Raw genomic sequence first — 23,938 nt, forward strand, 5'->3', positions numbered from 1 at the left:
GGAGATATTTTCTCCATACGATTATTTATGTGCGGTTTATTAGACCATAAAATGAGAGAGATTTAATATGTTGAAAGTAAGACCTGTATTTAAGAATATATTGATAACTACAGCATGTTTGGCTGTAGCACCTATTGTTAATGCAGCCGTTTCCCTTGACCGTACCCGAGCCGTTTTTGACGGTGGGGAAAAAACAATGACTCTTAATATTTCCAATGACAACAATCAATTACCATACCTTGCTCAAGCATGGATAGAAAATGAAAAGCAAGAAAAAATCACAACAGGACCGATTGTCGTTACACCACCAGTACAACGCCTTGAACCTGGCGAAAAAAGTATGGTACGCCTTTCCAGCACCCCGGAAATAAATAAGCTCCCTCAGGATAGAGAGTCTATTTTCTATTTCAATCTTCGCGAGATTCCGCCTAAGAGTGACAAAGCGAATGTTTTACAAATAGCACTACAAACGAAGATAAAACTTTTTTATCGACCTGATTCTATTAGAGCGAAACCTAATGCTGTATGGCAGGATCAGTTAGTACTCAATAAAACCAGTGGTGGTTACACAATTGATAATCCAACACCATACTATGTAACAGTAATAGGTCTGGGGGGCAGCAAAAAACAGGCAGAAGAAGGAGAGTTTGAACCGGTGATGCTGGCTCCTAAGTCTTCAAAAACAGTTAAATCAGGTAGCTACACTACACCGTATCTAAGCTTCATAAACGATTACGGTGGGCGCCCAGTCTTACAATTTAGCTGCAGTGGGGATCGTTGTACGGCGGTGAAAAAGTAATGGCAATAGCCCGGAGCGGAATGATGAAGCTGATCGCGGTCAGAGTTTTTTTGTCAGTTCTAATGGCATGCTATATTGACAATAATATTGTATATGCAGATGAGTGGGTGAAGCAAGAAGAATTTTTGCATGTGAACGAGACGCGTCATCAATGGGTGAATGAAAGGAATGGTCGCACCGGCATACTGATAGTCAGTGGCGCGTTGTTGTCTTCTCCCTGTACCTTGGAAACAAATGAAATTGATTTGCATAAGGACATGCAACCCCAGGGAATGCTTGAACGGTACGTGTTTAAGCTAAAGCTTGTAGGGTGTGGTGACGGTGATGCAAAAATGCAGGCAAGTCATGATAAGACTATAGCTACGCAAAGTGCCCTTTTATACAAGCGAAAGGGAGGGCAGCCAGCAGAGCAAAAGATGCTCAGTAATGGAAGAGTTGCACTGGAGAATGGGCGAAACCACCTCATATATTACATGAACAAAAATCAACGGAAAGCTCTAATCAGCCAGCATAGATCAGACCACACGCATATGGCACCACTTGCGAGTAACTCATTATTGCACCTACTACTGGGATATGAATAAAAAGGAGGAATATGAAAAAATTGCTCTTTGGAATTGCTGTTTTGCATTTGATTGGTAGTGTTGTTTTTTCAGCAAAAGCAGTAGACATCTCATTCAAGGGTGATTTAACAGACTACCCTTGTAAGATTGACACTGGTAGTGATAATCAAACAGTTCATTTTTTGAAATATCCTGTAAAAATTTTTCATATAAGCCCAGGCAATACGCCTCCTCAGAAATTTAGTATTCGTTTGCGTGACTGTGATGCGAACTCTTCATGGAAAATAGTAAAGTTTAGATTTTCCGGTAATAAGGAGTCTCAAATGAAGGAAAGGAGTGATTATTTTCTTAGTGTCACTGGTTCAGGAAATGAAGGAAAACTGGCTATAGGGTTACTTGATACGGATGGGAAAACTCCACTTAAATTAGGTGAGAGCCATAATCATTCTAATGGTACGCCTTTAACAGATGGTAGTATGAATTTTTATTTTTTTGCATTTACCCAAGCAACGCCAGATGCCATTTCGAATAAAAGTGTACAACCGGGAGAGTACGAATCCCTGGTCAAGTTTGAGCTTACGTATGAATAACATTAATGCTATCAATATAAATAGAAAAATATTTTTAATGAAAATGAAAGTGAAAAATGGAATTCAGATTCTAATTACATTTTTTCCATTAACTATAGGCAGTGCAATGGCTGAAGATGTTCAAATAAAAATAACAGGGGAAATTTATAATGAGCCGTGCAAAATAAACAACGACGCGAGCGTTAATATTGATTTTGGAAAGGTATCAATTCAAGAAGTTGATGGTAAGAAATTCAGTCAGACAAAAACAGTTGAAGTTCTGTGTGTGAATAATTCGGGAGTGCCCTATATAAGTTTTACATCAAGTTCCGGTGTGCAAGGTGATAATATATTAAAGACTACAGGGGTAAACGCCTCATCTTTAGGGATTGCCCTGTACCAGGGAGATTCTGTTGACAATCGTTTTCCTTTGAAAGTCAATGTAGATAAGGATGAAATAAAAAAAGGGTTATCTCAAATAAATACTGAAAGAAGTTATTTTACCTTTACTGCTGCACCTTATAAGTATGGGAACGATGCACTTACTGCTGGTACATTTAGTGCAACTGCCATCATGAATATTTACTATGTCTAATTAGATTTGTTTTATTACTTTGTTATGTAGTGTTATATAAAACCACTATTAAACACTGCCTAAACCAGAGGTATATATGCGATTTTTATTTCTGTGTGCATTCATTACTAGTCAATTTTCGACTCAAGTATATGCTGCTAAAACTCAAGGTACGATGCCACCGGTTAGTGGGACTTTGTACGCTTATGTTTGGACAATACCCCATAATGTTAATATAGGTGGGATAAATTACAATGGGAATTCTATATCAAGCATTCCTGTAAAGTTAAATACAATTGCTCCTCTACAGCTATCTCTTGAAAATAAGTATTGTAGAACCTTTAACCATGCACCATATGGCATAGTGGGTTATGATCACTATCTTTTTTTTCCGAAAAAAGCAATGAGTAATAATGGTGTTGAGATTCCAATTAGTATTGGTCAGAAACCATCAGGTGTTACTGATTTTGATAATGGATCGTATTATGCTTTATATAAAAAAGTAGCAGATCAGCGCATCTCCTCAGAACCAGGAAAATGTTGGGACTATGGGACGACTTATAATTATCCCGCTGTGTCATTTGATACCTCCCTACTTTTTGATGTACGACATCTTGATGTAGGTCATTATACTGGATCCATACCGATGAGAGTCGGGTATGCTTCATACCACGCCGATAGATACTTACCGAATGCAATGGAAAGATGGACGATGGCGGCTATAGATAAGGTTACAACTAATATAGGTTCACTTTCTTTCGATATTATGATCAATAATAAGTGTGAGGTGTCTCCAAGTGAAATAGAACTGTCACATGGAGGGCATTCAATTACATCTGCAAATGGTCATACTGCTAAAAGTACTATAAAAATTGAATGTCAACTTCCTAGTGATGTTAAGCTTAAATTAACCCTAAAATCTCTAACTTCTCCAACAACTGAATACTATGATGGTGTGGGGGTTGGATTAGGAAATGGTTGGGATTCTGTTTTGACGGTAGAAAACACAAATATTTCCGCGTCATCACCTTCTGCAGATATCACTATATCAAAACAAGGTAATTTAACTATTCAATCAGTATTAAAAAAGACTACAAGTAGTCAACCAGGTAATTTAAGCGGTTCAGCTGTAATGGAAATTTCTCTGCCATGATGTCAGTTTAATACTTGGCACAACTAATCGTTAAAGAGTTGCTGAGTAAAGTGCCTTTCTAAACATTGATCACTTTGCAGAAAGGCACTTTACTCCTGTTCTATATCACTGGAATTTGCCCGCTTTTTATTCTATTCTGTTTTCACCCAGATTGCTGAAGGTTTTCGATGAATGGAGCATAACCAGTCCACTACACTGACCTTTTCTTAGTTAAATCTGGATGGTATCATTCTCTATATCTAAAACAACTGAAATAAATTATTTCAGTGTTTATACTCATGATGATTTATAAACGACTTGCTATAATGAATTGTCGCTAGTATCGCATATGCAAAGCGTATTGCTAGTATTAGATATATTGATTTTTCTTGTATGACGAAATTTGCTTTAAACAAAAGTTTTTTCTACGGAAAGCCCATTCAATATTTTCATTGCTTAAAGCATGCTGTAATACCTTCTCCCATAATTGAGCGGCAATATCGTATTTTTTCTTTCTTTCGGCATTAGAAGCGAGATGTGCTAAATGCCTAGTTTTGTTGGATGATTTTTTAGGTGGCATGATGCTATTCCCTTTCTACTGTTCATCAGATGCTTATTGAATTTATTTTAACTAGGTTGTTATTATATCATTAGCCATATTACGATATAAATGGTATTATAGATAAAATATTAACACTGCGAGATTTTTATATGAAAGCTAAAGAGGTTGTGGATAGTGTTATAAATAGGATGGAGATAATGCTTGACAACAAAAGCAATATAAGGATTTCTGATGTGGAAAAAATATCAGGCTATAGTAAAAGATATATACAAAGAATATTTAAAAATATTACAGGAATGAATATAAGTACATATATAAAAAAAAGGAAATTAACTCAGGCGGCTATTCTTTTAAAGCTTACTAAGAAAAAAATAAATCATATTTCGATGGATTTGAATTTTTCAACGCAACAAACATTTACTCGCGCTTTTCTACGAGAGTTTAAAGTTACACCTTTGGTATATCGAAATGAAATAGGTTTTGATTGCTCCCGTTTGTTTTTAGGATATGCTAATAACATACATTTTAATAATCCGGTTAGGAAAATAATTAAACCCTTAAAGTTAAAAGTTAAAGAATATAAATATCGTGACAGCTTATTAAGTAAGCCTTATTCCAAAGGTAATAGGTTAAGGCTGGAAGGGGTTAGGTCGATTCTATCCAGACGAGAAAAAGCTGTAATTGTTACGTTCTTGCAGCCAAATAGCTCGTTCAAGTTTGAGATTGATTTGGTGGCTAAGATTGGTTATAGCGACGTAACTAATTATAACTACGTAACTGATGAGGGAGCTTATTGGGAGATTGAATATAATGGTGTATGGGAAGATTATATTAGATTTGGCCGTTTATTTGTTTTTTTTATTGATGTCAAATTTGATTTATTGATTATGGAGATGATACATTTGAATGGTAAGACAGGAGATGGGCAGCAATTATATCACGTTAAAATATGCCTGCCCATCCCATATAATATAGAGGGCGATTCTTAGTTGGTTAATGTATATGAATCAGTTTTACACACTGGTAGGTGAATAGATATTTTATTCTCTAAAATAGATGATAAATTGTTTTGGTGTAATTCCAAAGTGATTTTTAAAACTCTTTATAAAGTATGATGGACTAAGGATTCCAACAGCTTTTGATATTTGGTGTATTTGTTGTTCATTTTCAAGTAACAATTGCATTGCTCTGTTCATTCTTACCTCAACTAATAAATTATTAAATGATATCCCCTCTGAATCAAGTCTTTTTCTGACTGATATCTCTGAAATATTGAATTCATCTGCTATCATGTTAATACGCCATTTTCTCGATGTGTCTTTTTCAATCATACTTCTGACTTTATCAGTAAAACCTATAGCAGCCGAAGCAATTAATGAGTGAATTATATCTTTCGCTATCCCCATTCGTGATATTATATAGGCTAGTTTAAGTATTTTAAGCGTTCTATCGTTGGTAGACACGATGCGATCGAATATCCTGGCATAGTCAGGGTATCCCTCACCCTTAACTATTTTATTACGCGGTTTTCTTTCATTTATCTTTTCGTCAAGATAGTAACTGTGTGTTGATTTAAATATTTCTTTAAGCATGATTAATTCTTCCTTGTTAAGACGTATAGCTCTATAAGGTTTTTTTCCTGGATTTATCTTTTTTATTTTGCAGGAAAATTTTATCCCTCGTTCTATGAATACAAAACTTCCTTGTGGAAAAAACAAATCCTGATTGTTTTTATGTATGTTCAAATCACAGTTATCTGTGTAAACTATTAGGTACTTATTTGTAGTTATGTTATCTATAGTGATAATAGAAGTATCAGCAATAGTCAGCTTATCTCGCATATTTACTGTATTCATTTCGCCTCCTGAAGCCATCAGAATGACGTGCTTGCAATTAGTTGTCTCTTCTGATGGTGGGTTATTTTCTATTTTGTTTTATTTTGAATGTTATACATGATATTTTTTTACCAAAAAGTGTACACTGTTCTGTTTTGTGCTATTTATGCATCACTTTGTCGGCGTGAAGTGAACCGTTAGGTTATAATCTGATGTATTCGATAAAGTGTATCCACCAAGACCAAACGAGTTAAAAATTGTCAAGAACCTTGCGGAGGCCTTCGAACATTACAACGAATGGCATCCGCACAGTGCGATGAGATATCGTTCTTCATGGGAATATCTGCAGCGGCGAACTAGTAATGGGTTAAGTGATAAAAAATTGTGTGGAAATACAGGGGGGCAATCCAAACCGTTTTCCGAATCAATTCCCTATGATGATACCTGCTGAATCGTGTTGCTTAGCTTAGGTGGCGAGTTCAGTGTGTCAGATATGCAGAAAAATGTGACTCCCCGCAGGCGAAATAGCTGCTCTAATTATCCTCCCTAATTTAAGCAACAGTCCGTTGCGGCTTCCTGAGAGATATATCCATCTTAAAACTGGCGCTCGAAAATGGTATCAACGCCAATCCGCTGTTCAAATAGTGCCTGCAGTGGAGCGAGAGAAAACTGCCATTACAGTACTCTGCTAATTGCTGTTACTCTTGATTCCACTGCCGTACAGTCAGAACCTCACGCAGAGAACCCTGAAGTTTCGACACTAACATTGCCGAAAACGCCTTACGGGGTGTTGTGGTAGTGATCTTCTCCCTGAAAACAGTACTAGGCTAAACTGAAGTATTCGGTCTTTCTTCCATCTCACTGAGAGGCGCATTGCCATGAAAAAGCCCCGTTATACCGAAGAACAGATTGCGTTTGCACTGAAACAGGCCGAAACCGGCACTCACGTCGGGGAAGTTTGCAGAAAGATGGGTATTTCTGAGGCCATTTTTTACAAATGGAAGAAAAAATTGCCTGTCTGGGCGTGACCGAACTGCGGTGTCTACGGCAGTTGGAGGATGAAAATCAGCGGCTGAAGAAACTGGTGGCTGATCTGAGTCTGGACAAGGAGATGCTGCAGGAGGCACTGAAGCAAAAGTTCTGAGGCCGGCTCAGAAGCGCCAGGCGGTACATTTCTTGCGAGAGGTATATCGTATCAGCGTCCGTCGGGGATGTGGGTTGCTGATGCAGAGCAGAACTCTGTCTACCACTGGCAGAGTCGGCATGACGATCGGGCAATAACACTGCGCATCAGGGAAATTGCGGAAACACGAATACGCCACGGCTGTCCGCGCATTCACGTCCTGCTGCGACGAGAAGGTTGGCTAATTAACTAAATAAAAACAAACCGGATTTATTGTCTGGAAGGCCTGGATTTGCGCAGGAAACGTCCCCGCAGGCATATCAGTGCGGCACAACGTCAGCAGGGGCCGACCCTGACGTACATCGATCAGTACTGGAGTATGGATTTCGTGTCGGATAGTCTGTTTAGTGGACGGCGCTTCCGGGCACTGACTGTAGTGGATAATTTTAATCGGGAATGCTGGCGATCCATGCAGGAAAATCATTGAAGGGTGAAGATGTGGTCCGGGTAATGGAAGCACTGCGGGATGAATGCCTGAATATTCACTGGTTCCTGTCGCGGGAAGATGCGCAGGATAAACTCGAGAAGTGGCGCAGAGAATATAATCATGAGAGGACACATTCATCATTAAATGACATGACTACGGCTGAATTTATCCGGAGCCTGCAAAAAGACGAAGAGCTCTGATTTAGCACTGCATTGATTTTGGGCCTGGGTCAATTTGGCCGGGATCTCAAAAAATGCATGGAACTAAAACGGGTCTATTTACAAGTGCACCGGTACCTATGGTTCCGGGCTGCTTCGTTATTTCCAGAATGCCGGGTTAGAAGTCCTTGAAGTAACTGCGCCAGACCGAATGGAACGACGCAAGCGGGGAAAAAGTGACACGATTGATGCTGAATGTGCTGCTCATGCCGCATTCTCTGGAATCAGAACAGTCACCCCCAAAACTCGCGATGGCATGATTGAGTTTCTTCGGGGGTTAAAAACTTGCCGTAAAACAGCGGTATCAGCCCGCAGGGGCGCTCCCAGATTATCCATTCAGAAATTATCTCTGCCCCGGATGAATTACGCGAACAGCTCAGAAATATGATACGCATGCAACTCATCAGGACTCTGGGATCCTGGAGGCCTGATGTCAGTGAATAACGCAATGTTACCAACTTTTATCGCATTTCATTGAAGTCCCTTGCCCGACGTCATCTCGAGTTACATGATAAAATTGCTGATTTGGATGTCATGATTGCGGCAATTGTTGATGAGCTGGCGCCTGAACTGATCAAACATAATGTTTTTGGATACGAAAGCGCTTCACAATTGCTGATAACTGCCGGAGACAATCCCCAACGATTAAGATCAGAATCAGGTTTAGCGGCACTGTGTGGTGTCAGCCCTGTCCCCGTATCTTCTGGGAAAACTAATCGCTACAGGCTCAACCGGGGTAGGGATCGTGCTGCAAATAGTGCACTTCACATCATCGCTATCGGACGTTTACGAGCTGACGATAAGACGAAGGAATATGTCGGTAGGCGAGTAGCAGAAGGATACACAAAAACGGAAGTAATACGCTGCCTGAAGCGCTATATCTCACGCGAAGTTTATACATTACTGCGAAATCAAAAAAGGCTGGCCAACAGCATCCCGATAACGGCTTGACTCTTAGAAGGGCGTCCAGGGCAGCCAGTACGGCAGCGACGACTGGCAACGGTTCTGTCGGGTCAATAATCTGACACCCAGTATGAGTCGGCGCGGCAACTATACTTTCAAGTACCGGATCGGACTGACCCGTGCAGGGATTGGCTCAGATGCATTTGTGTTGACCTGTCGTCTGATTCTGGTATTTCCCGGGCATAAACGGGCCCAGCGTTTGTGACCTGATAGGAGCTTTGTGCTGCATCCCGCGTGTCCTGTCCTTCGATGGGGATGGTTGTTCTACCAATATCTAGGGGCAAACCATGCAAAACGACCACCAATCTTCTGAAAGCGTGAGCCTGGGTGTTGATACACACCTTGATATTCATGTCGGTGCTATTATCAGTCAGGCAGGGAAACAGCTTGGAACTTACATTATTCAAACAAATCAATCTGGTTATCTGGAACTACTTGATTAGGCACGTACTTTTGGGATCCTCGAACGAGCAGGCATCGAAAGAACCGATACTTATGGAGCGGCATTAACACTTTATCTTATTAAGAATAGAATTTATGTGGTTGAAGTTAAACGGCCAGATCGCTTAAAACGTCACCTTGAAGGAAAGTCAGATCCCCTGGATGCAGAAAATGCAGCTCGGGCAGTTCTATCCATTGATTTTATCGGATCTCGCCGATGCCAATCGCCCGCTCTTGACATAGGAGCGTCAATGCGGGGGCCGAATCGTTCTTCAGTTCACTGAAAAAAGAACAGTTCAGAAAAAGAATAATATACAGATATCTCACGACGATCCTTATTGTATATGCAAAATTGTGAATGCAATATTTTCAAGGAAAAAGTGCCATGTTAATATCCTTCTAAATAAGAAGCATGTTCTGGAATTTATAAATTTATCGTAAGAGTAGTTTTCTTCTGTTACGTTTTCTTGCTAGATCCTTTTCTGAAATTAATAAAGCAATTGACAATGAATGTTTTTTGTCTCCATATCGGATGCGTGTTTTAACACACTTATAGTGTTGAAAAATAACTTTTATTTCGTCCTAAAATAAATTATGCACGAGATGATAAAATTATAACAATTTGCAGTCCAGTGTCTTTCAGGGTATATCCGGTATCCGGATGTTCCTTTATACTGACGACAGGAAACTGAGTTTACTTACTTACCTTTCAAAAGTGAAAGGTCATCGCAGAACGCTGTTTATAGGCGGACTGGCAGAAGAGGCGGTTGACAAAATTAATATGAATGAGTGATGGAGTACCCTTATGAAATTAAAGCATCTATCCTGTATAATCCTTGCCTCTCTGGCCATGGGTTCATTTTCTGTAGCTGCTGATAATAAATCAGCTATTTATTTCAATACCACTCAACCCGTAAATGATCTGCAGGGTTCGCTGGCCGCCGAGGTGAAGTTTGCACAGAGCCAGATTATACCCGCCCATCCTAAGGAAGGGGAAAGTCAGCCGCACTTGACCAGCCTGCGGAAAAGTCTGCTGCTTGTACGTCCGGTGAAAGCCGATAATAAAACTCCTGTACAGGTGGAAGCCCGTGATGATAATGACAAACTTCTCGGTACGTTAACACTTTCTCCTCCTTCATCACTACCGGATACCGTCTACCATCTGCAGGGCGTTCCGGCTGGAGGTATCGATTTTGTCCCTCTCGATGGAACAAAAAAGCTCATTAATACGGTTGCTGAAGTCAAAAAACTCAGTGACACCAGCGGGAGTTCCATTAAAACCTATCTGGCAAATAATGCCCTAGTGGAGATTCAGACTGCAAATGGTCGCTGGGTAAAAGATATTTATCTGCCGCAGGGTGCTGGGCTGGAAGGCAAGATGGTGCGCTTTGTTTCGTATGCAGGCTATAACTCAACGGTGTTCTATGGCGGCCGTAAGGTCACGCTCTCGGTGGGTAATACCCTGCAGTTTAAGTATGTAAACGGTCAGTGGTTCCGCGAGGGTGAGCTGGAGAATAACCGTATAGCTTATGCGCCGGATACATGGAGTGCTGAACTGCCTGCGCACTGGATCGCGCCTGGGCTTAACTTGGTGGTTAAGCAGGGCAACCTGAGCGGCCGCCTGAATGATATTAAGGTTGGTGCACCGGGTGAGTTGCTGTTGCATACCATTGATATCGGGATGCTGACTTCTCCCCGGGATCGCTTTGATTTTGCCAAAGACAAAGAGGCACACCGGGAATATTTCCAGACCATCCCGGTCAGTCGCATGATCGTCAACAAATATGCGCCGCTTCATCTGAAGGAAGTTATGTTACCCACAGGTACATTGCTGACAGACGCGGATCCGGGTAACGGGGGGTGGCATTCAGGTACTATGCGTCAGAGTATTGGTAAGGAGCTGGTCTCTCACGGTATCGATAATGCCAACTACGGTATTAACAGCACAGCCGGTTCAGGGGAGGGCAGCCATCCTTATACGACTGCACAGCTGGCCGCGCATACAAGCCGCGGTAACTACGCCAATGGGATACAGGTGCACGGTGGTTCCGGGGGCGGGGGAATCGTTACCCTGGACTCTACGCTGGGTAATGAGTTCAGCCACGAAGTCGGGCATAACTTCGGCTTGGGTCATTATGTGGATGGTTTCAGGGGCTCCGTTCATCGTAGCGCTGACCAGATCAACTCGGCATGGGGCTGGGACAGCGATAAAAAACGCTTTATGCCTAACTTTTATCCGACCCGGACGAACCAGAAAAGTTGTCTTGACGGACAGTGTCAGGAGCCGTTCGAAGGCCGCAAGTTTGGTTTTGACTCCATGGCGGGAGGCAGTCCCTTCTCCGACGCGAACCGTTTCACGATGTATACCCCTAATTCATCGGCAATAATCCAGCGCTTCTTTGAAAATAAAGCTGTGTTCGATACCCGTTCCTTCACCGGTTTCAGCAAGTGGAATGCAGACACGCAGAAAATGGAACCGTATAAACACACCATTGACAGGGCTGAGCAGATTACGGCTCCCGTCAGGGATCTGAGTGAAAACAAAATGGCTGAGCTGATGGCGGAGTACGCCGTCGTCAAAGTACATATGTGGAACGGCAATTGGACCAGGAATATCCATATCCCTGCGGCATCTGCAGAGAATAAAGGCCGTATCCTGAGCATCAACCATGAGGCCGGTTATAACAGTCATCTGTTTATAAACGGCGGCGAAAAGATAGTTTCCCAGGGTTATAAGAAGAGCTTTGTTTCCGATGGTCAGATCTGGAAAGAACATGACGTGGTTGATACCCGCGAAGCGCGTAAGCCAGAGCAGTTTGGCGTTCCGGTGACGACCCTGGTGGGTTATTACGATCCAAAAGGCACCCTGTCAAGCTACATCTATCCTGCGATGCATGGTGCTTATGGCTTCACTTATCCTGATGACAGTCAGAAGCTGTCCGGCAACGACTGCCAGTTGCAGGTAGATACGAAAGAAGGGCAGTTGCGATTCAGACTGGCTAATCACCGGGCTAACAGCAATGTAATGAACAAGTTCCACATTAACGTGCCAACAGAAAGCCAGCCCACTCAGGCAACGTTGGTCTGTAATAACAAGGTACTGGATACTAAATCGCTCACACCTGCGCCAGAAGGTCTGACCTATACCGTAAATGGACGGGCTCTTCCAGCAAAAGAAAATGAGGGATGTATCGTTTCCGTAAATTCAGGTAAGCGTTACTGTCTGCCGGTTGGCCAGCGGTCAGGATACAGCCTGCCTGACTGGATTGTTGGCCAGGAGGTCTATGTCGACAGCGGGGCTAAAGCGAAAGTCCTTTTGTCTGACTGGGACAACCTGTCCTATAACAGGATTGGTGAGTTTGTGGGTAACGTGAATCCTGCTGATATGAAAAAAGTCAAAGCCTGGAGCGGCGAGTACCTGGATTTCAGCCGACCCAGATCGATGAGGGTGGTCAGTAAGTAATCCTGCAGACGGAGCGGCCATCTTGGCCGCTCCGGTAACACATTCGTCCCGTTAATCAAAACCGAAAGTGGCTCTCAACGTTGTATGTCGTTACTTCGTCCATCTCGGGGAGACTGGGTGTTATTCATGAAAGATATCGCACGCAGAATGCTGACACCGAACCGGCTGTTGTGCGTGGTTTTATTCATTACTGGGTATCAACTGGTTACCCTCATACGCCACTTATGGCCGCCACAGGTACCACCGGCGTCCGATTTATCCCGTGTAGCCGCGGCAGAAACGGCGGTAACCGGTAGCCACACTGAGGAAAATTTTGTGTTTACTGTATTTGGTACAGCATCCTCGTCGATACCGGAGCGGGGAGCGCAGGAAACGACTTCTTCACTGTCTGATCTTCCACTTTCAGTGCTTGATCTCGACGTGACAGGTATCCTTTGCAGTTCGGTTGCCGAGAATTCGATTGCCATTATTATACAGAATAGCAGGCAGTACAGTCTGGGCGTCGGTGAAAAAGTACCCGGTTACGATGCCACGATTAGTGCTATTTTTGGCGATCATATTGTTATTAACTACCAGGGAAAAAATACCACGCTGCCGCTGCGATATGATAATCCGGTAAGAAAGAAAGCACAGGACGATAATAATTTAACGGCTGGAATAGTGACGGCCCGAGGTGACTCCCAGCCCAAAAATGTTTTGGATATTATGAGTATTTCACCCGTTACGGTGAATAATACATTAAACGGCTTTCGCCTGAATCCAGGTAAGGACAGTTCGTTATTTTATAATGCCGGGTTGCAGGATAACGATCTGGCCGTATCACTTAATGGTTCAGATCTACGTGATGACAGGCAGGCGCAGCAAATAATGAAACAATTGCCAGAACTTAATGAAATAAAAATAACCGTCGAGCGGGATGGTCAGCTGTATGATGCTTTTATTGCTGTGGGAGAGATCTGATTGTTCAGGAAATGGTTGAATGGGTGCTTACCTGTATTTGTGCTCACAACAACAATTCTGGGAGCCATTCCGGGATGGGGGGCTGAATTTTCTGCCAGTTTTAAAGATACCGATATTCAGGAGTTTATTAACACCGTCAGCAAAAATCTGCACAAAACGGTCATTATTGATCCCGACGTTCAGGGGACCATCACCGTACGCAGCTACGATAAGCTGAGCGAGGAACAATATTATCAGTTCTTTCTCAGCGTACTGGATGTGTATGGTTTTGCCGTGGTCGATATGCACAACGGCATACTAAAAGTGGTGCGCTCAAAAGATGCCAAAACGGCGGCGGTGCCGGTAGCCAGTGATGCCAGCCCTGGGACCGGCGATGAGGTTGTCACCCGGGTTGTACCCGTCAGTAACGTGGCGGCAAGGGACCTAGCCCCCCTGCTGCGCCAACTCAATGATAATGCCGGCGCAGGAAGCGTGGTGCATTATGAACCCTCTAATGTTCTGTTGATGACAGGCCGCGCTGCCGTGATCAAACGACTGATGGAGATTGTCGAACGGGTGGATAAAGTGGGCAACCGTAGCGTTGTCAGTGTACCGCTCACCTACGCTTCCGCAACGGACGTGGCCAGACTCGTCACGGAACTGACTAAAGAAAGCGATAAGACTGCCATGCCCGCTTGGATGACGGCGAAGCTGGTTGCCGACGAGCGGACAAACTCAGTCCTCGTCAGCAGCGAACCAGTCTCCCGCCAGCGTATCATCGCCATGATTAAGCAGCTGGATCGAGAGGAGGAGGTTCAGGGTAATACGAAAGTAATATACCTGAAATATGCGAAAGCGAAGGATTTAGTAGAAGTCCTCACGGGGATCAGCAGCAGTATTGAAAACGATGCCAAAAAGAGCCCGTCAGCGGAAGCCCTGCGCAAAGGGGTGACGATTAAATCCCATGAACAAACCAATGCCCTGATCCTGACGGGGGCACCTGACGTCATCCGTGACCTGGAAAATGTCATTTCGCAGCTGGATATTCGTCGTTCTCAGGTCTTGGTGGAAGCCATCATTGCTGAAGTGCAAGATGCTGATGGGCTGAATTTAGGCATCCAGTGGGCGAATAAACATGCAGGCGTGACACAGTTCACCGGTACCGGATTGCCCATCACCACGATAGGACAGGCTCGTCAGAACGGCACCGTTGACAACGATAAGAGCAACGCTCTGAGTGCTTTTAACGGTATTGCTGCGGGATTTTACCAAGGTAACTGGGCGATGCTGCTGACGGCACTCTCTACAAGCAGCAAGAACGATATCCTTGCAACCCCCAGTATTGTCACGCTGGACAATATGGAGGCGACATTTAACGTTGGTCAGGAGGTCCCGGTCCTTTCGGGCTCACAGACCACCTCCGGAGACAACATTTTTAACACGGTTGAGCGTAAAACGGTGGGGATCAAACTCAGGGTTAAACCTCAAATCAACGAGGGCGATTCCGTATTACTGGAAATAGAACAGGAAGTGTCCGGTGTGGCGGATAGCGCTGCAGGCACTACAGCTGATCTGGGGGCAACCTTCAATACTCGGACGGTGACTAATGCCATGCTGGTAGGGAATGGCGAAACGGTGGTTGTCGGCGGGTTACTGGATAAGTCGATAAGGGGGAGTGAGAGTAAACTGCCGCTGCTAGGGGATATCCCACTACTGGGGCATCTTTTTCGCGCGAAAAGTGAACTGACAGCCAAACGTAACCTGATGTTGTTCATCCGGCCTACCATTATTCGCGAGCGCGACGGATTCCGCCGTGCGTCGGCCGAAAAATACCAGTCATTTAATCAGGAGCAGGTGCAGTCGCGCGGCAAAGACATAACTTCGCTGACGCTGAAAGAGGAACAGCTCAGGTTATCGCCCGATCGGGACGATACAGCTTTCCGGAAGGCGAAGGCTGCGATAGCTGCGTTTTATCTGCAGGAAACTCAATGAGCAGAGCAGTACAGAACGTCAGTGAATCCCGTCCTCTGCTGCCTTTTCCCTTTTCCCGAACGCAGCGAATCTTGTTGTTGCGTGACCAGGAGGGAGACCGGGTGTTCTGCATAGCGGACACGCCTGCCAGTGCCCTGCTGGAAGTGCGCAGGGTAGCTGAAGGACCTATGACCGTCACCACTCTGTCGGCGGAAGAATTTGAAAAAAAACTGGTGAGCAGTTATCAGCGTGATTCTGATGAAGCGCGACAGATGATGGCGGAGATTGGTAATGAAATGGATTTTTATACCCTGGCCGGGGGGTTACCTGACAGTGAGGACTTACTGGATGCGAATGACGATGCGCCGGTCATCCGCCTGATTAACGCCATGTTGACGGAGGCAATTAAAGAGAAAGCCTCCGATATTCATATTGAAACGTACGAACGCCATCTGCAGGTTCGCTTTCGCATCGACGGCGTTCTGCGGGAGATCCTCAGTTTACACCGACATCTGGCTTCGTTACTGATTTCACGCATCAAAGTCATGGCTAGGCTGGATATTGCTGAAAAACGCATCCCCCAGGATGGCCGTATGGTGCTACGTATTGGCGGTCGGGCGGTGGACGTGCGTGTTTCAACGCTGCCTTCGAACTATGGCGAACGCATTGTACTGCGTTTGCTGGATAAAAACAGCGTCAGTCTCGATCTTGCCACCCTTGGCATGTCGCCGCAAAACCAGCGGCACATCGATGCGCTGATCCGCCGGCCCCACGGCATTATTCTGGTGGCCGGTCCTACCGGGTCGGGCAAAAGCACGACGCTGTATGCCGCATTAAGCCGGCTGAATGCCCGGGATCGCAACATCATGACAGTCGAGGATCCTGTCGAATACGAACTTGACGGTGTTAGTCAGACCCAGGTCAACCCGAAGGTGGATATGACCTTCGCCCGGAGCCTGCGCGCAATTTTACGTCAGGATCCGGACGTGGTGCTGGTGGGGGAGATCCGTGACAGTGAAACCGCCCGGATTGCCGTGCAGGCCTCGCTGACTGGGCATCTTGTGTTGTCAACATTACATACCAACAGTGCAGCAGGGGCGCTGTCGCGTCTCCAGGACATGGGTATCGCTCCCTTTCTCCTTTCCACGTCATTACTGGCTGTTCTGGCCCAGCGCCTGGTTCGCACGCTGTGCCCGCACTGTCGTCAGCCCTGTCAGGTCGGTACTGAGCTGGCGAGGGACATGGACATTTCCCCGGGAACGACGATCTGGCAGCCTGCCGGGTGTCAGCAGTGTAATTTTAGTGGCTATCACGGACGAACCGGGATCCACGAACTATTGCTGATTAACGATCGCATCCGGACGGCAATCTGTCAGGGGGAAGGTGAGCTGGGTATTACTCGCCTGGCAGGGAGCAGCTATCAGACGCTGCGTGGCGACGGGCGACATAAGGTGCTTGCCGGTGAGACCAGTTGGGAGGAGGTAATTCGCGTCACTGAAAGCAGGCTGCAGGAAGAAGAATGACATGGCGTTATTTCATTATCAGGCGACAGATATTCACGGCAAAAGACGCCGTGGCGTACTGGAGGCGGATTCGGCTCGACATGCCCGCCAGCTGCTGCGTGAACAGGCGCTTATTCCGCTCAGGCTGAATGAGCGACAGGTTAATCACCGGCACTCAACGTGGAGTATTAGGCTCTTTCGGCCGCAGGGGGTGAGCAGCGCCGAACTTACGTTACTGACCCGGCAGTTAGCCACTCTGGTTGCTGCCTCACTACCGCTCGAAGAGGCGCTGGATACGCTGGCGAGGCAGAGTGAAAAACAGCGTCAGCGGGAATTAATCGCTGCAGTTCGCACTAAGGTTCTTGAGGGCCATTCACTAGCTGCGTCGATGGGCAGGTTTCCCGGTACGTTTGAGCGTCTGTATTGCGCGATGGTAGCGGCGGGTGAAACGTCCGGTCACCTGGATATGGTACTTAGTCGTCTGGCTGATTACACCGAGCAACGCCAGCTAATGCGGAACCGTCTGCTTCAGGCACTGATTTATCCCTGTGTTCTGACGTTGGTGGCGATCGGGGTGATTTCTATTCTGCTTACTACGGTTGTGCCGAAAGTGGTAGAGCAGTTTATGCACATGAAACAGGCATTACCCCTCTCCACCCGCGTACTGATGGGGCTTAGTGAGGGCGCGCAGATCTATGGTCCATGGCTGCTGCTGGCCGCGGTACTAGGCGGGATAGCATTTCGCATAATGTTACGCCAGCCCTCACGGCGTCTGGTTTTTCATCATCTGCTGCTGCGGTTGCCGGTCGTGGGCCGTATATCGCGTGGGCTAAATACCGCACGCTATGCCCGAACGCTGAGCATTCTTAATGCCAGCGCAGTGCCGATGCTCCAAGCCATGCACATCAGTGGCGACGTGCTGAGTAATGACTGGGCTCGTCGTCAGTTAGCCGCCGCCGCAGAATCGGTGCGGGAAGGCGTCAGTCTGCATCACGCGCTTGAGCAGACCGCGCTGTTTCCGCCCATGATGCGGCACATGATAGCCAGCGGTGAAAACAGTGGCGAACTCGACAGCATGCTGGAGCGGGCGGCCGACAATCAGGATCGTGAGTTCAGCGCACAGATGCAGCTGGCGCTGGGACTGTTTGAGCCTTTGCTGGTGGTAAGTATGGCCGGCGTAGTCTTGTTTATTGTTCTGGCAATTCTGCAGCCGATCCTGCAGCTCAACAACATGATGAGTATGTGAGTCATTGATTAACACACAACGGAGATAAACATGCGTAAACAGCGTCAGCGCGGTTTTACCCTGCTGGAAATAATGGTGGTGATTGTGATTCTGGGGGTTTTGGCAAGTCTGGTGGTGCCCAATCTTATGGGGAACAAGGATAAGGCCGATCGACAGAAAGTGATAAGCGATCTGGTTGCGCTGGAAAGCGCACTGGATATGTACCGGTTAGATAACAACCGTTATCCGACAACGGAGCAGGGTCTGCAGGCACTGGTCAGTAAACCCAGCGTACAGCCTGAGCCCCGCAACTACCGGCAGGATGGTTATATCCGCCGTTTGCCTCAGGATCCATGGGGGGGCGATTATCAGCTGTTAAATCCTGGTCAGTACAGCGATATTGATATTTTCTCTCCCGGCCCGGACGGTGTACCAAACACGGAAGACGATATTGGTAGCTGGACGCTTGGTAACGTGCAGCCGTGAACCAGCGCGGCTTCACAATACTGGAAATGATGCTGGTGCTTCTGCTGACTGGCGTCACCGCCGGCCTGGTGCTGATGTCATTTCCTGATGCTGCGCAGAATCAACTGCAGCAACAGCGGGAACGTCTGCAGGCGCAACTTGATTATGCCCTGGACAGAAGCCTGCAGGACGGCTTGCTGATGGGGATTAAGTTCCGGTCTGACGGATGGAGTTTTATGATTCTGCAGCAAGGGGCTGCAGAATCTTCCCCTTTGTCAACAGGGGGGGAGATCTGGCAGGGATATGTCTGGCAAACCTGGCAACCGCGCCGTGCTGCCATCGGGGGCAAACTACCGGAAGATATGTATCTTGAACTGAAATATCTGAGAGGTCAGCAGTGGATGTCTGAGCATGGCGATAGGGCCGAACCCGATATTTTTCTGCTGCCTGGAGGCGAGGTGACACCGTTCTGCCTTCTGTTCAGACAGGACGGAGGCGAGGCCGTTGTGGGGCTTCAGGTTGATGAGAGTGGCCTGATGACCACTTTTGAAGGTGAAGTCGCGTTGTGAAGGAGCAGGAAGGAATGACATTACTGGAAGTCATGGTGGCGCTTGCGGTGTTTGCGCTGGCAGGAATGGCACTGATGCAGACCACGACTCAGCAGACCGTGGGGATCGGGCGGATGGAAGAGAAGGTGCTGGCAGGCTGGCTGGCCGATAACCAGATAGTCCAGCTGCAGTTGGAGAGGAGTTGTCCGGAAAAAGGTTGGGTTGAGAAGACGGTCAGCTTCGCAGGCAGCGAATGGTATTTACGCTGGCGTGGGCTGGGCAGCGACATACCACAGCTGTGCAGCTTGGAGGTTGAGGTACGGCGTACCAGAGAGGAGGCGTTCGCGCTGGTTTCGTTGTGTGCCTATGTGGATCGTGAATGTTTCAGCAACGGGTAAAGGGCTTTACGCTACTGGAAATGCTACTGGCGCTGGCTGTTTTTGCCGCGCTAAGTATCAGCGCATTTCAGGTGCTGCAGGGTGTAATACGGGCGGACGAGCTTTCCCGGAATAAAGTACAACGTCTGGCTGAGCTGCAGAAGGGATTCAGCCAGATGGAGCGGGATTTTACGCAGATGATCCCAAGGTTCAACCGGGAGAGTGAAAGCCTGCTACTCGCTGCACCTCATTTGCTGAAAAGCGATGACTGGGGGATTTCCTTTACGCGTAACAGCTGGCTGAATCCCGGCGGGATGCTGCCACGCCCGGAATTACAGCGGGTAGGCTATCGGTTGCAGCAGCAAAAGTTAGAACGCCTGAGCTACTTTCATGTCGATCACCCAGCCGGTGTTTCTCCGGATGTAAAGGTAGTTCTGGATGGTGTTAACACATTTCGTCTGCGTTTTTTTGTTAACGGCGCCTGGCAAGACCACTGGGACAATACCAGCATCCTGCCACAGGCTGTTGAAGTGACGCTGGCGGTGGATGAATTCGTTGAACTGACTCGTCAGTTTCTTTTAAGCCAGGAGAGGGGAGAATGTCGTCGCGGGAGCAGGGCGTGGCGCTTCTAGTGGTGTTGTTGATCCTATCGTTGATGGTAACAACAGCGGCGGCGATCGCGGAGCGCAACGGCCGGACATTTTTACGTGCAGTGGCGCAGTTGGATCAACTGCAGGCAAAGTGGGATGCCTATGCGGCAGAAACGATGGCAAAACAGCTCTTACAGAGGGACAAGCAGGACTCACCCCGGAAAACGCATCTGGCGCAAAACTGGGCGCAGTCTGAACGGCAGTTTCAGGCCGGAAGGGGAGATGTGCGGGGGCAAATTGTGGATGCGCAGGCCTGTTTTAATCTTAATGCTATTAATTATGGCGCAGTGGATCAGGCCAGTATGCCTTACGCCGCCAGAATTTTTCAGCAGCTGTTAATAAACCTGCAAGTGGAGACGTTACAGGCCGGGAAAGTAACGGCTGCCCTTCGTGACTGGATCGATCGTGATGATAAACCGGTGAGGGGAGGCGCTGAAGACGAGGCATATATGGGCATGGCCCCCCCCTATCTTGCTGCCAATCAGCCGATGCAGGACGTCAGTGAGTTACGCCTCATCCGAGGTATTGATGCCGGGCTTTACCGTAAACTTTTGCCGTATGTTTGTGTACTGCCCGTATCGGACCTGTCAGTGAACGTGAATACCTTGCGTGATTCACAGGCACCGCTGATGGCGGCTCTCTTTCTGACGGATCCGGGCAGCCTCCCGGTGACGAAATTACTGCAGCAGCGGCCCCGTACCGGGTGGGACAGCGTGGCGGCATTTCTGGCGGTGCCACAACTTAAGGATACCGACACTGCGGCGGCCATACCTGTACTGGCAGTCAACAGCAACTATTTTCTGGTACGGCTACGTGTGCATTCCGGAGAACACCTATTCAGTCAGCAGAATTTAATGCAGTGGAGGGAGGAGCGTTTCTGGAGCGTTCAGCGACAGCATGGATTAACGGTGAGTGAGGGAGCTTGAAAAGGGATAAAAAGCACGACGAGGCCGGCCTGCTTTTTCTGCGTTTGCCGGAGGATGAGACACAGCCTGTATGGTGGCGGCTGGCTTCGTCGGAGGAGAAAGGCTCCGGCAGCGTAGCGGCCGGAGCAACGGATCCACGGTTGGCCGGTTTACTGTCCCGGTATCCCGCTAGGGTCCTAGTACCTGCAGGCAAAATTGCCTTCCATCATGTGAGGCTGCCACAGCGTACGCGGCGTCAGCGTCTGCATGTACTTCCCTTTCTTCTGGAAGAACACCTAGCGACAGACATTGACAAGCTGCACTTCGCTATTCTGCATCAAACGGTTGATATGTGTGACGTGGCGGTGGTCGAAAAATCGGTTATGCAGCGCTGGCTGGCGTACTGTGACCAGTTGGGGGTCCGGAACGCGAGGCTGCTGCCTGACGTGCTGATGCTGCCACTGGTTGCTGAAGGATGGAGTGCCGTAAGGTTTGCCGATCAGTGGCTGTTTCGCCGGGACCGTTATGCCGGTATGGTGGTAGAGTCGTCGTGGCTAGACTTGTTCCTGTCTCTTACTGCGCCACCGGTGATTGAGTCTTACTCCGTGCCGCCAGCGCAATACCCGGGGACGGATATCACTGAGTGGCGAAGTCAGGAAGAGCGTGATCTGCTGCAGCTGGCAGCCGAAGGTGACGGGTATGATGGTGCAGATCTGCGGCAGGGAGAATTTGCCCGCCAGGGAACATGGTACGCGGGATTCCGTCCGTGGCGGTATGTCGCAGGGGTAATGATGGTCTGCGTGCTTCTGGCAGGAGCCAACGCGAGCCTGGCTCATTACCGGCTCTGGCAGCAGGCTGAATTCTGGCGGCAGGAGAGTGTACGCGTTTATCAGCACCTGTTTCCGGGCGAAAAGGCGGCGCAGGATCCCCGTCGGCAGTTGCTGAAACATCTGCAACAGTCACCGGGAGATAATACGCCGGAACTCGGCAGTGTAGTGCGCCAGCTTCAGCAATTGCTGTCAGAAAACTCAACTGTTCGTGTACAGGCACTGGCCTGGGACAGCAGCAGCCAGACACTGAAAATTGATCTGCAGGCAGCCTCTTTTCAGGCGCTGGAACAATTTCAGCAACGCGCCGAGGAAGTATACCTTCTCCAGCCTAGCGAGATACGGCAGCAGCCGCACGGTGTGGAAAGTCGTCTGATCCTGAGAGTGAACAATGAACGAGCTTAGAAAACGACTGCAGCAAATCAGATTCCTTGAGGGAAGTCTGCTTACCGGATGTGTTGCCTTACTTACTGTCATTTTTATCTATTATGGCCTCTGGCAGCCCTGGCTGTTACGGGAAGATAAGTGGCGGGCTACGGCTGCCCGTGAAAAAAGCACTGTGGAGTGGATGAAACAGCAGGCCCCCAACATAAAGAGACAGGAGCCCGGTATACCACAACAAGGGGAGCCGTTAAGTTTATCTGCGGCTGTGACACGTACTTCAACCGCATACGGTGTGTCGGTCTCCCGACTGCAGCCTCAGGGAGAGCGTCTGGCCGTCACCCTAGCTCCCGTTGAATTTAATGCGCTGATGCAGTGGCTTACGCAACTGGAGCGCCGGCACCGTATCCGTACCGTAGTATTTGATGTGTCGGCACAAAGTAACCCTTCCGGACAGGTAACGGTTAACCGGTTGCTTCTGTCCCGGGATGACACAAAGAGGAATGCTTCGCCGGGGTACTGACGTTGCGATTTGACAGGTTAACGCCTGAATACGGACTGATAAGTAGGAGGATGTGTGAGCAGGTTGCCGGAATTTGCGGCTGATTTTCCGTTGTTATGGTTCATCTGTACTGGAATGCTGGGGGGCATTATCGGCAGTTTTCTTAACGTCGTGATTTACCGTTTACCGGTCATACTGGAAAGACGCTGGCAGCGTGAAGCTTTGCTACAGCTGGCACAACCTTTGCCTGTGTATGCGCAGACCTTTAATCTGATATTACCGCGGTCACATTGTCCCAGCTGCTCTTATCCGCTCAGGATCCGGGATAACATACCCTTAGTCAGCTATCTCCTTTTAAAGGGAAGATCACGCTGCTGTGGTGAACGTATTCCCTGTCACTACCCGCTGGTCGAGATAGCTTGTTCAGTGTTATTTATTCTGGCCGCGGGCAGGTTTGCGCCGGGGCTGTCATTAACTGCTGCTTGGCTTTTTTTTTCCATGTTATTGGCCCTGGCGGTCATTGACTACCGAACGGCGCTAATGCCGGATGTGCTGACGTTACCGCTGCTCTGGCTTGGCCTGTTATTCAGTTTACAAGGAGGGATTGTCCCCCTAGAGGAGGCTGTGATGGGGGCGGTCTCAGGATATCTCTTTCTGTGGGGACTATACTGGCTTTTTCGTTTCGCCACCGGCAGGGAAGGGCTCGGTTACGGTGATTTTAAATTATCAGCGGCACTGGGCGCCTGGCTTGGATGGCAGGCATTACCCTCCGTTCTCCTATTAGCCTCAGTGAGCGGGTTCGTTATTACGGTCCTGATGCGTTCTTTGGCAGCCACGGACCTTACCCGGCCATTGCCTTTTGGTCCGTGGCTCGCCTTGGGCGGGGTGTGTCATTTTTTATTGTTGTAGGGTCCAGT

Annotated in this window: 22 protein-coding genes and 3 pseudogenes; 23 read left to right on the forward strand and 2 right to left on the reverse strand. The window is 47.5% G+C overall.

Translation table 11 applies throughout. The features are described from left to right. Positions 1-67: 67 nt before the first annotated feature. The 5 genes from BZK42_RS23925 (at position 68) to BZK42_RS23945 (ending at position 3,658) form a co-directional block, all read left to right on the forward strand. Positions 68-799 carry a fimbrial biogenesis chaperone gene (locus BZK42_RS23925; RefSeq protein WP_080860553.1) on the forward strand — a complete coding sequence of 244 codons (732 nt, stop codon included), beginning with the start codon at positions 68-70 and terminating at the stop codon, positions 797-799. Positions 800-819: 20 nt separating this feature from the next. Next, on the forward strand, positions 820-1,383 hold the full coding sequence (locus tag BZK42_RS23930; RefSeq protein WP_158083383.1) for a pilus-assembly fibrillin subunit: 564 nt from the start codon (positions 820-822) through the stop codon (positions 1,381-1,383). An 11-nt stretch (positions 1,384-1,394) separates the two neighbouring features. Next, entirely contained in the window at positions 1,395-1,952 is a 558-nt protein-coding gene (locus BZK42_RS23935) for a fimbrial protein (protein WP_080860555.1), read from the forward strand. After that, on the forward strand, positions 1,945-2,526 hold the full coding sequence (locus BZK42_RS23940) for a fimbrial protein (protein WP_158083384.1): 582 nt from the start codon (positions 1,945-1,947) through the stop codon (positions 2,524-2,526). Before BZK42_RS23935 ends, BZK42_RS23940 begins: the two co-directional genes overlap by 8 nt. 76 nt (positions 2,527-2,602) lie before the next feature. After that, entirely contained in the window at positions 2,603-3,658 is a 1,056-nt protein-coding gene (locus BZK42_RS23945) for a PapG chaperone-binding domain-containing protein (RefSeq protein WP_080860557.1), read from the forward strand. 349 nt (positions 3,659-4,007) lie between these two features. Here BZK42_RS23945 and BZK42_RS23950 read toward each other — a convergent pair whose 3' ends face one another. Further along, entirely contained in the window at positions 4,008-4,217 is a 210-nt protein-coding gene (locus BZK42_RS23950) for an ANR family transcriptional regulator (RefSeq protein ID WP_080860558.1), read from the reverse strand. Positions 4,218-4,348: 131 nt separating this feature from the next. On the opposite strand from BZK42_RS23950, the gene BZK42_RS23955 reads away from it, so the two are divergent. Further along, positions 4,349-5,188, forward strand: a complete 840-nt coding sequence (locus BZK42_RS23955) for a helix-turn-helix domain-containing protein (protein WP_080860559.1) — start codon at positions 4,349-4,351, stop codon at positions 5,186-5,188. A gap of 51 nt (positions 5,189-5,239) precedes the next feature. On the opposite strand, the gene BZK42_RS23960 is transcribed toward BZK42_RS23955, so the two are convergent. Beyond that, positions 5,240-6,055, reverse strand: a complete 816-nt coding sequence (locus tag BZK42_RS23960) for an AraC family transcriptional regulator (RefSeq protein WP_080860560.1) — start codon at positions 6,053-6,055, stop codon at positions 5,240-5,242. 229 nt (positions 6,056-6,284) lie between these two features. Between BZK42_RS23960 and BZK42_RS23965 the strand changes: the two are divergent. From BZK42_RS23965 to BZK42_RS24045, 17 genes and pseudogenes are all read left to right on the forward strand, one after another. Further along, a pseudogene (locus BZK42_RS23965) lies at positions 6,285-6,429 on the forward strand (IS3 family transposase); the annotation flags it as partial. 483 nt (positions 6,430-6,912) lie between these two features. Next, positions 6,913-7,844 (forward strand): annotated as a pseudogene (locus BZK42_RS23970) (IS3 family transposase). Positions 7,845-7,926: 82 nt separating this feature from the next. Further along, positions 7,927-8,813: pseudogene (locus tag BZK42_RS23975) on the forward strand (transposase); the annotation flags it as partial. A 299-nt stretch (positions 8,814-9,112) separates the two neighbouring features. After that, positions 9,113-9,268: a hypothetical protein gene (locus tag BZK42_RS29380; protein ID WP_249025161.1), complete on the forward strand. Its 156-nt coding sequence runs from the start codon at positions 9,113-9,115 to the stop codon at positions 9,266-9,268. An 803-nt stretch (positions 9,269-10,071) separates the two neighbouring features. Further along, positions 10,072-12,729: a M66 family glycomucinase StcE gene (gene stcE / locus BZK42_RS23985; protein WP_080860562.1), complete on the forward strand. Its 2,658-nt coding sequence runs from the start codon at positions 10,072-10,074 to the stop codon at positions 12,727-12,729. Between the two features lie 147 nt (positions 12,730-12,876). Beyond that, a complete protein-coding gene (gspC, locus tag BZK42_RS23990; RefSeq protein WP_080860639.1) occupies positions 12,877-13,689 on the forward strand; it encodes a type II secretion system protein GspC in 813 nt (270 codons plus the stop codon). Further along, a complete protein-coding gene (gene gspD / locus BZK42_RS23995) occupies positions 13,690-15,660 on the forward strand; it encodes a type II secretion system secretin GspD (RefSeq protein ID WP_080860563.1) in 1,971 nt (656 codons plus the stop codon). Further along, positions 15,657-17,162, forward strand: a complete 1,506-nt coding sequence (gene gspE, locus BZK42_RS24000; RefSeq protein WP_080860564.1) for a type II secretion system ATPase GspE — start codon at positions 15,657-15,659, stop codon at positions 17,160-17,162. Before gspD ends, gspE begins: the two co-directional genes overlap by 4 nt. 1 nt (position 17,163) lies before the next feature. Beyond that, positions 17,164-18,387 carry a type II secretion system inner membrane protein GspF gene (gspF, locus tag BZK42_RS24005; RefSeq protein ID WP_080860565.1) on the forward strand — a complete coding sequence of 408 codons (1,224 nt, stop codon included), beginning with the start codon at positions 17,164-17,166 and terminating at the stop codon, positions 18,385-18,387. 30 nt (positions 18,388-18,417) lie between these two features. Continuing rightward, entirely contained in the window at positions 18,418-18,852 is a 435-nt protein-coding gene (gene gspG / locus BZK42_RS24010) for a type II secretion system major pseudopilin GspG (RefSeq protein WP_080860566.1), read from the forward strand. Beyond that, positions 18,849-19,400: a type II secretion system minor pseudopilin GspH gene (gene gspH / locus BZK42_RS24015; RefSeq protein ID WP_080860567.1), complete on the forward strand. Its 552-nt coding sequence runs from the start codon at positions 18,849-18,851 to the stop codon at positions 19,398-19,400. The genes gspG and gspH overlap by 4 nt, the downstream gene beginning before the upstream one ends. Continuing rightward, positions 19,397-19,777 (forward strand): type II secretion system minor pseudopilin GspI, encoded by a 381-nt coding sequence (gspI, locus tag BZK42_RS24020; protein ID WP_274660094.1) that lies wholly within the window; start codon positions 19,397-19,399, stop codon positions 19,775-19,777. Before gspH ends, gspI begins: the two co-directional genes overlap by 4 nt. Then, entirely contained in the window at positions 19,759-20,388 is a 630-nt protein-coding gene (gspJ, locus tag BZK42_RS24025; RefSeq protein ID WP_080860568.1) for a type II secretion system minor pseudopilin GspJ, read from the forward strand. Before gspI ends, gspJ begins: the two co-directional genes overlap by 19 nt. Further along, positions 20,355-21,332, forward strand: a complete 978-nt coding sequence (gene gspK / locus BZK42_RS24030) for a type II secretion system minor pseudopilin GspK (protein WP_080860569.1) — start codon at positions 20,355-20,357, stop codon at positions 21,330-21,332. Before gspJ ends, gspK begins: the two co-directional genes overlap by 34 nt. Then, positions 21,329-22,543 carry a type II secretion system protein GspL gene (gspL, locus tag BZK42_RS24035; protein ID WP_249025162.1) on the forward strand — a complete coding sequence of 405 codons (1,215 nt, stop codon included), beginning with the start codon at positions 21,329-21,331 and terminating at the stop codon, positions 22,541-22,543. The genes gspK and gspL overlap by 4 nt, the downstream gene beginning before the upstream one ends. Then, positions 22,530-23,042 carry a type II secretion system protein M gene (gene gspM / locus BZK42_RS24040; protein WP_080860570.1) on the forward strand — a complete coding sequence of 171 codons (513 nt, stop codon included), beginning with the start codon at positions 22,530-22,532 and terminating at the stop codon, positions 23,040-23,042. Before gspL ends, gspM begins: the two co-directional genes overlap by 14 nt. A gap of 114 nt (positions 23,043-23,156) precedes the next feature. Next, on the forward strand, positions 23,157-23,930 hold the full coding sequence (locus tag BZK42_RS24045) for a prepilin peptidase (protein ID WP_080860642.1): 774 nt from the start codon (positions 23,157-23,159) through the stop codon (positions 23,928-23,930). Positions 23,931-23,938: the final 8 nt, after the last annotated feature.

The sequence above is a fragment of the Citrobacter braakii genome (assembly GCF_002075345.1).
Taxonomy (GTDB): domain Bacteria; phylum Pseudomonadota; class Gammaproteobacteria; order Enterobacterales; family Enterobacteriaceae; genus Citrobacter; species Citrobacter braakii.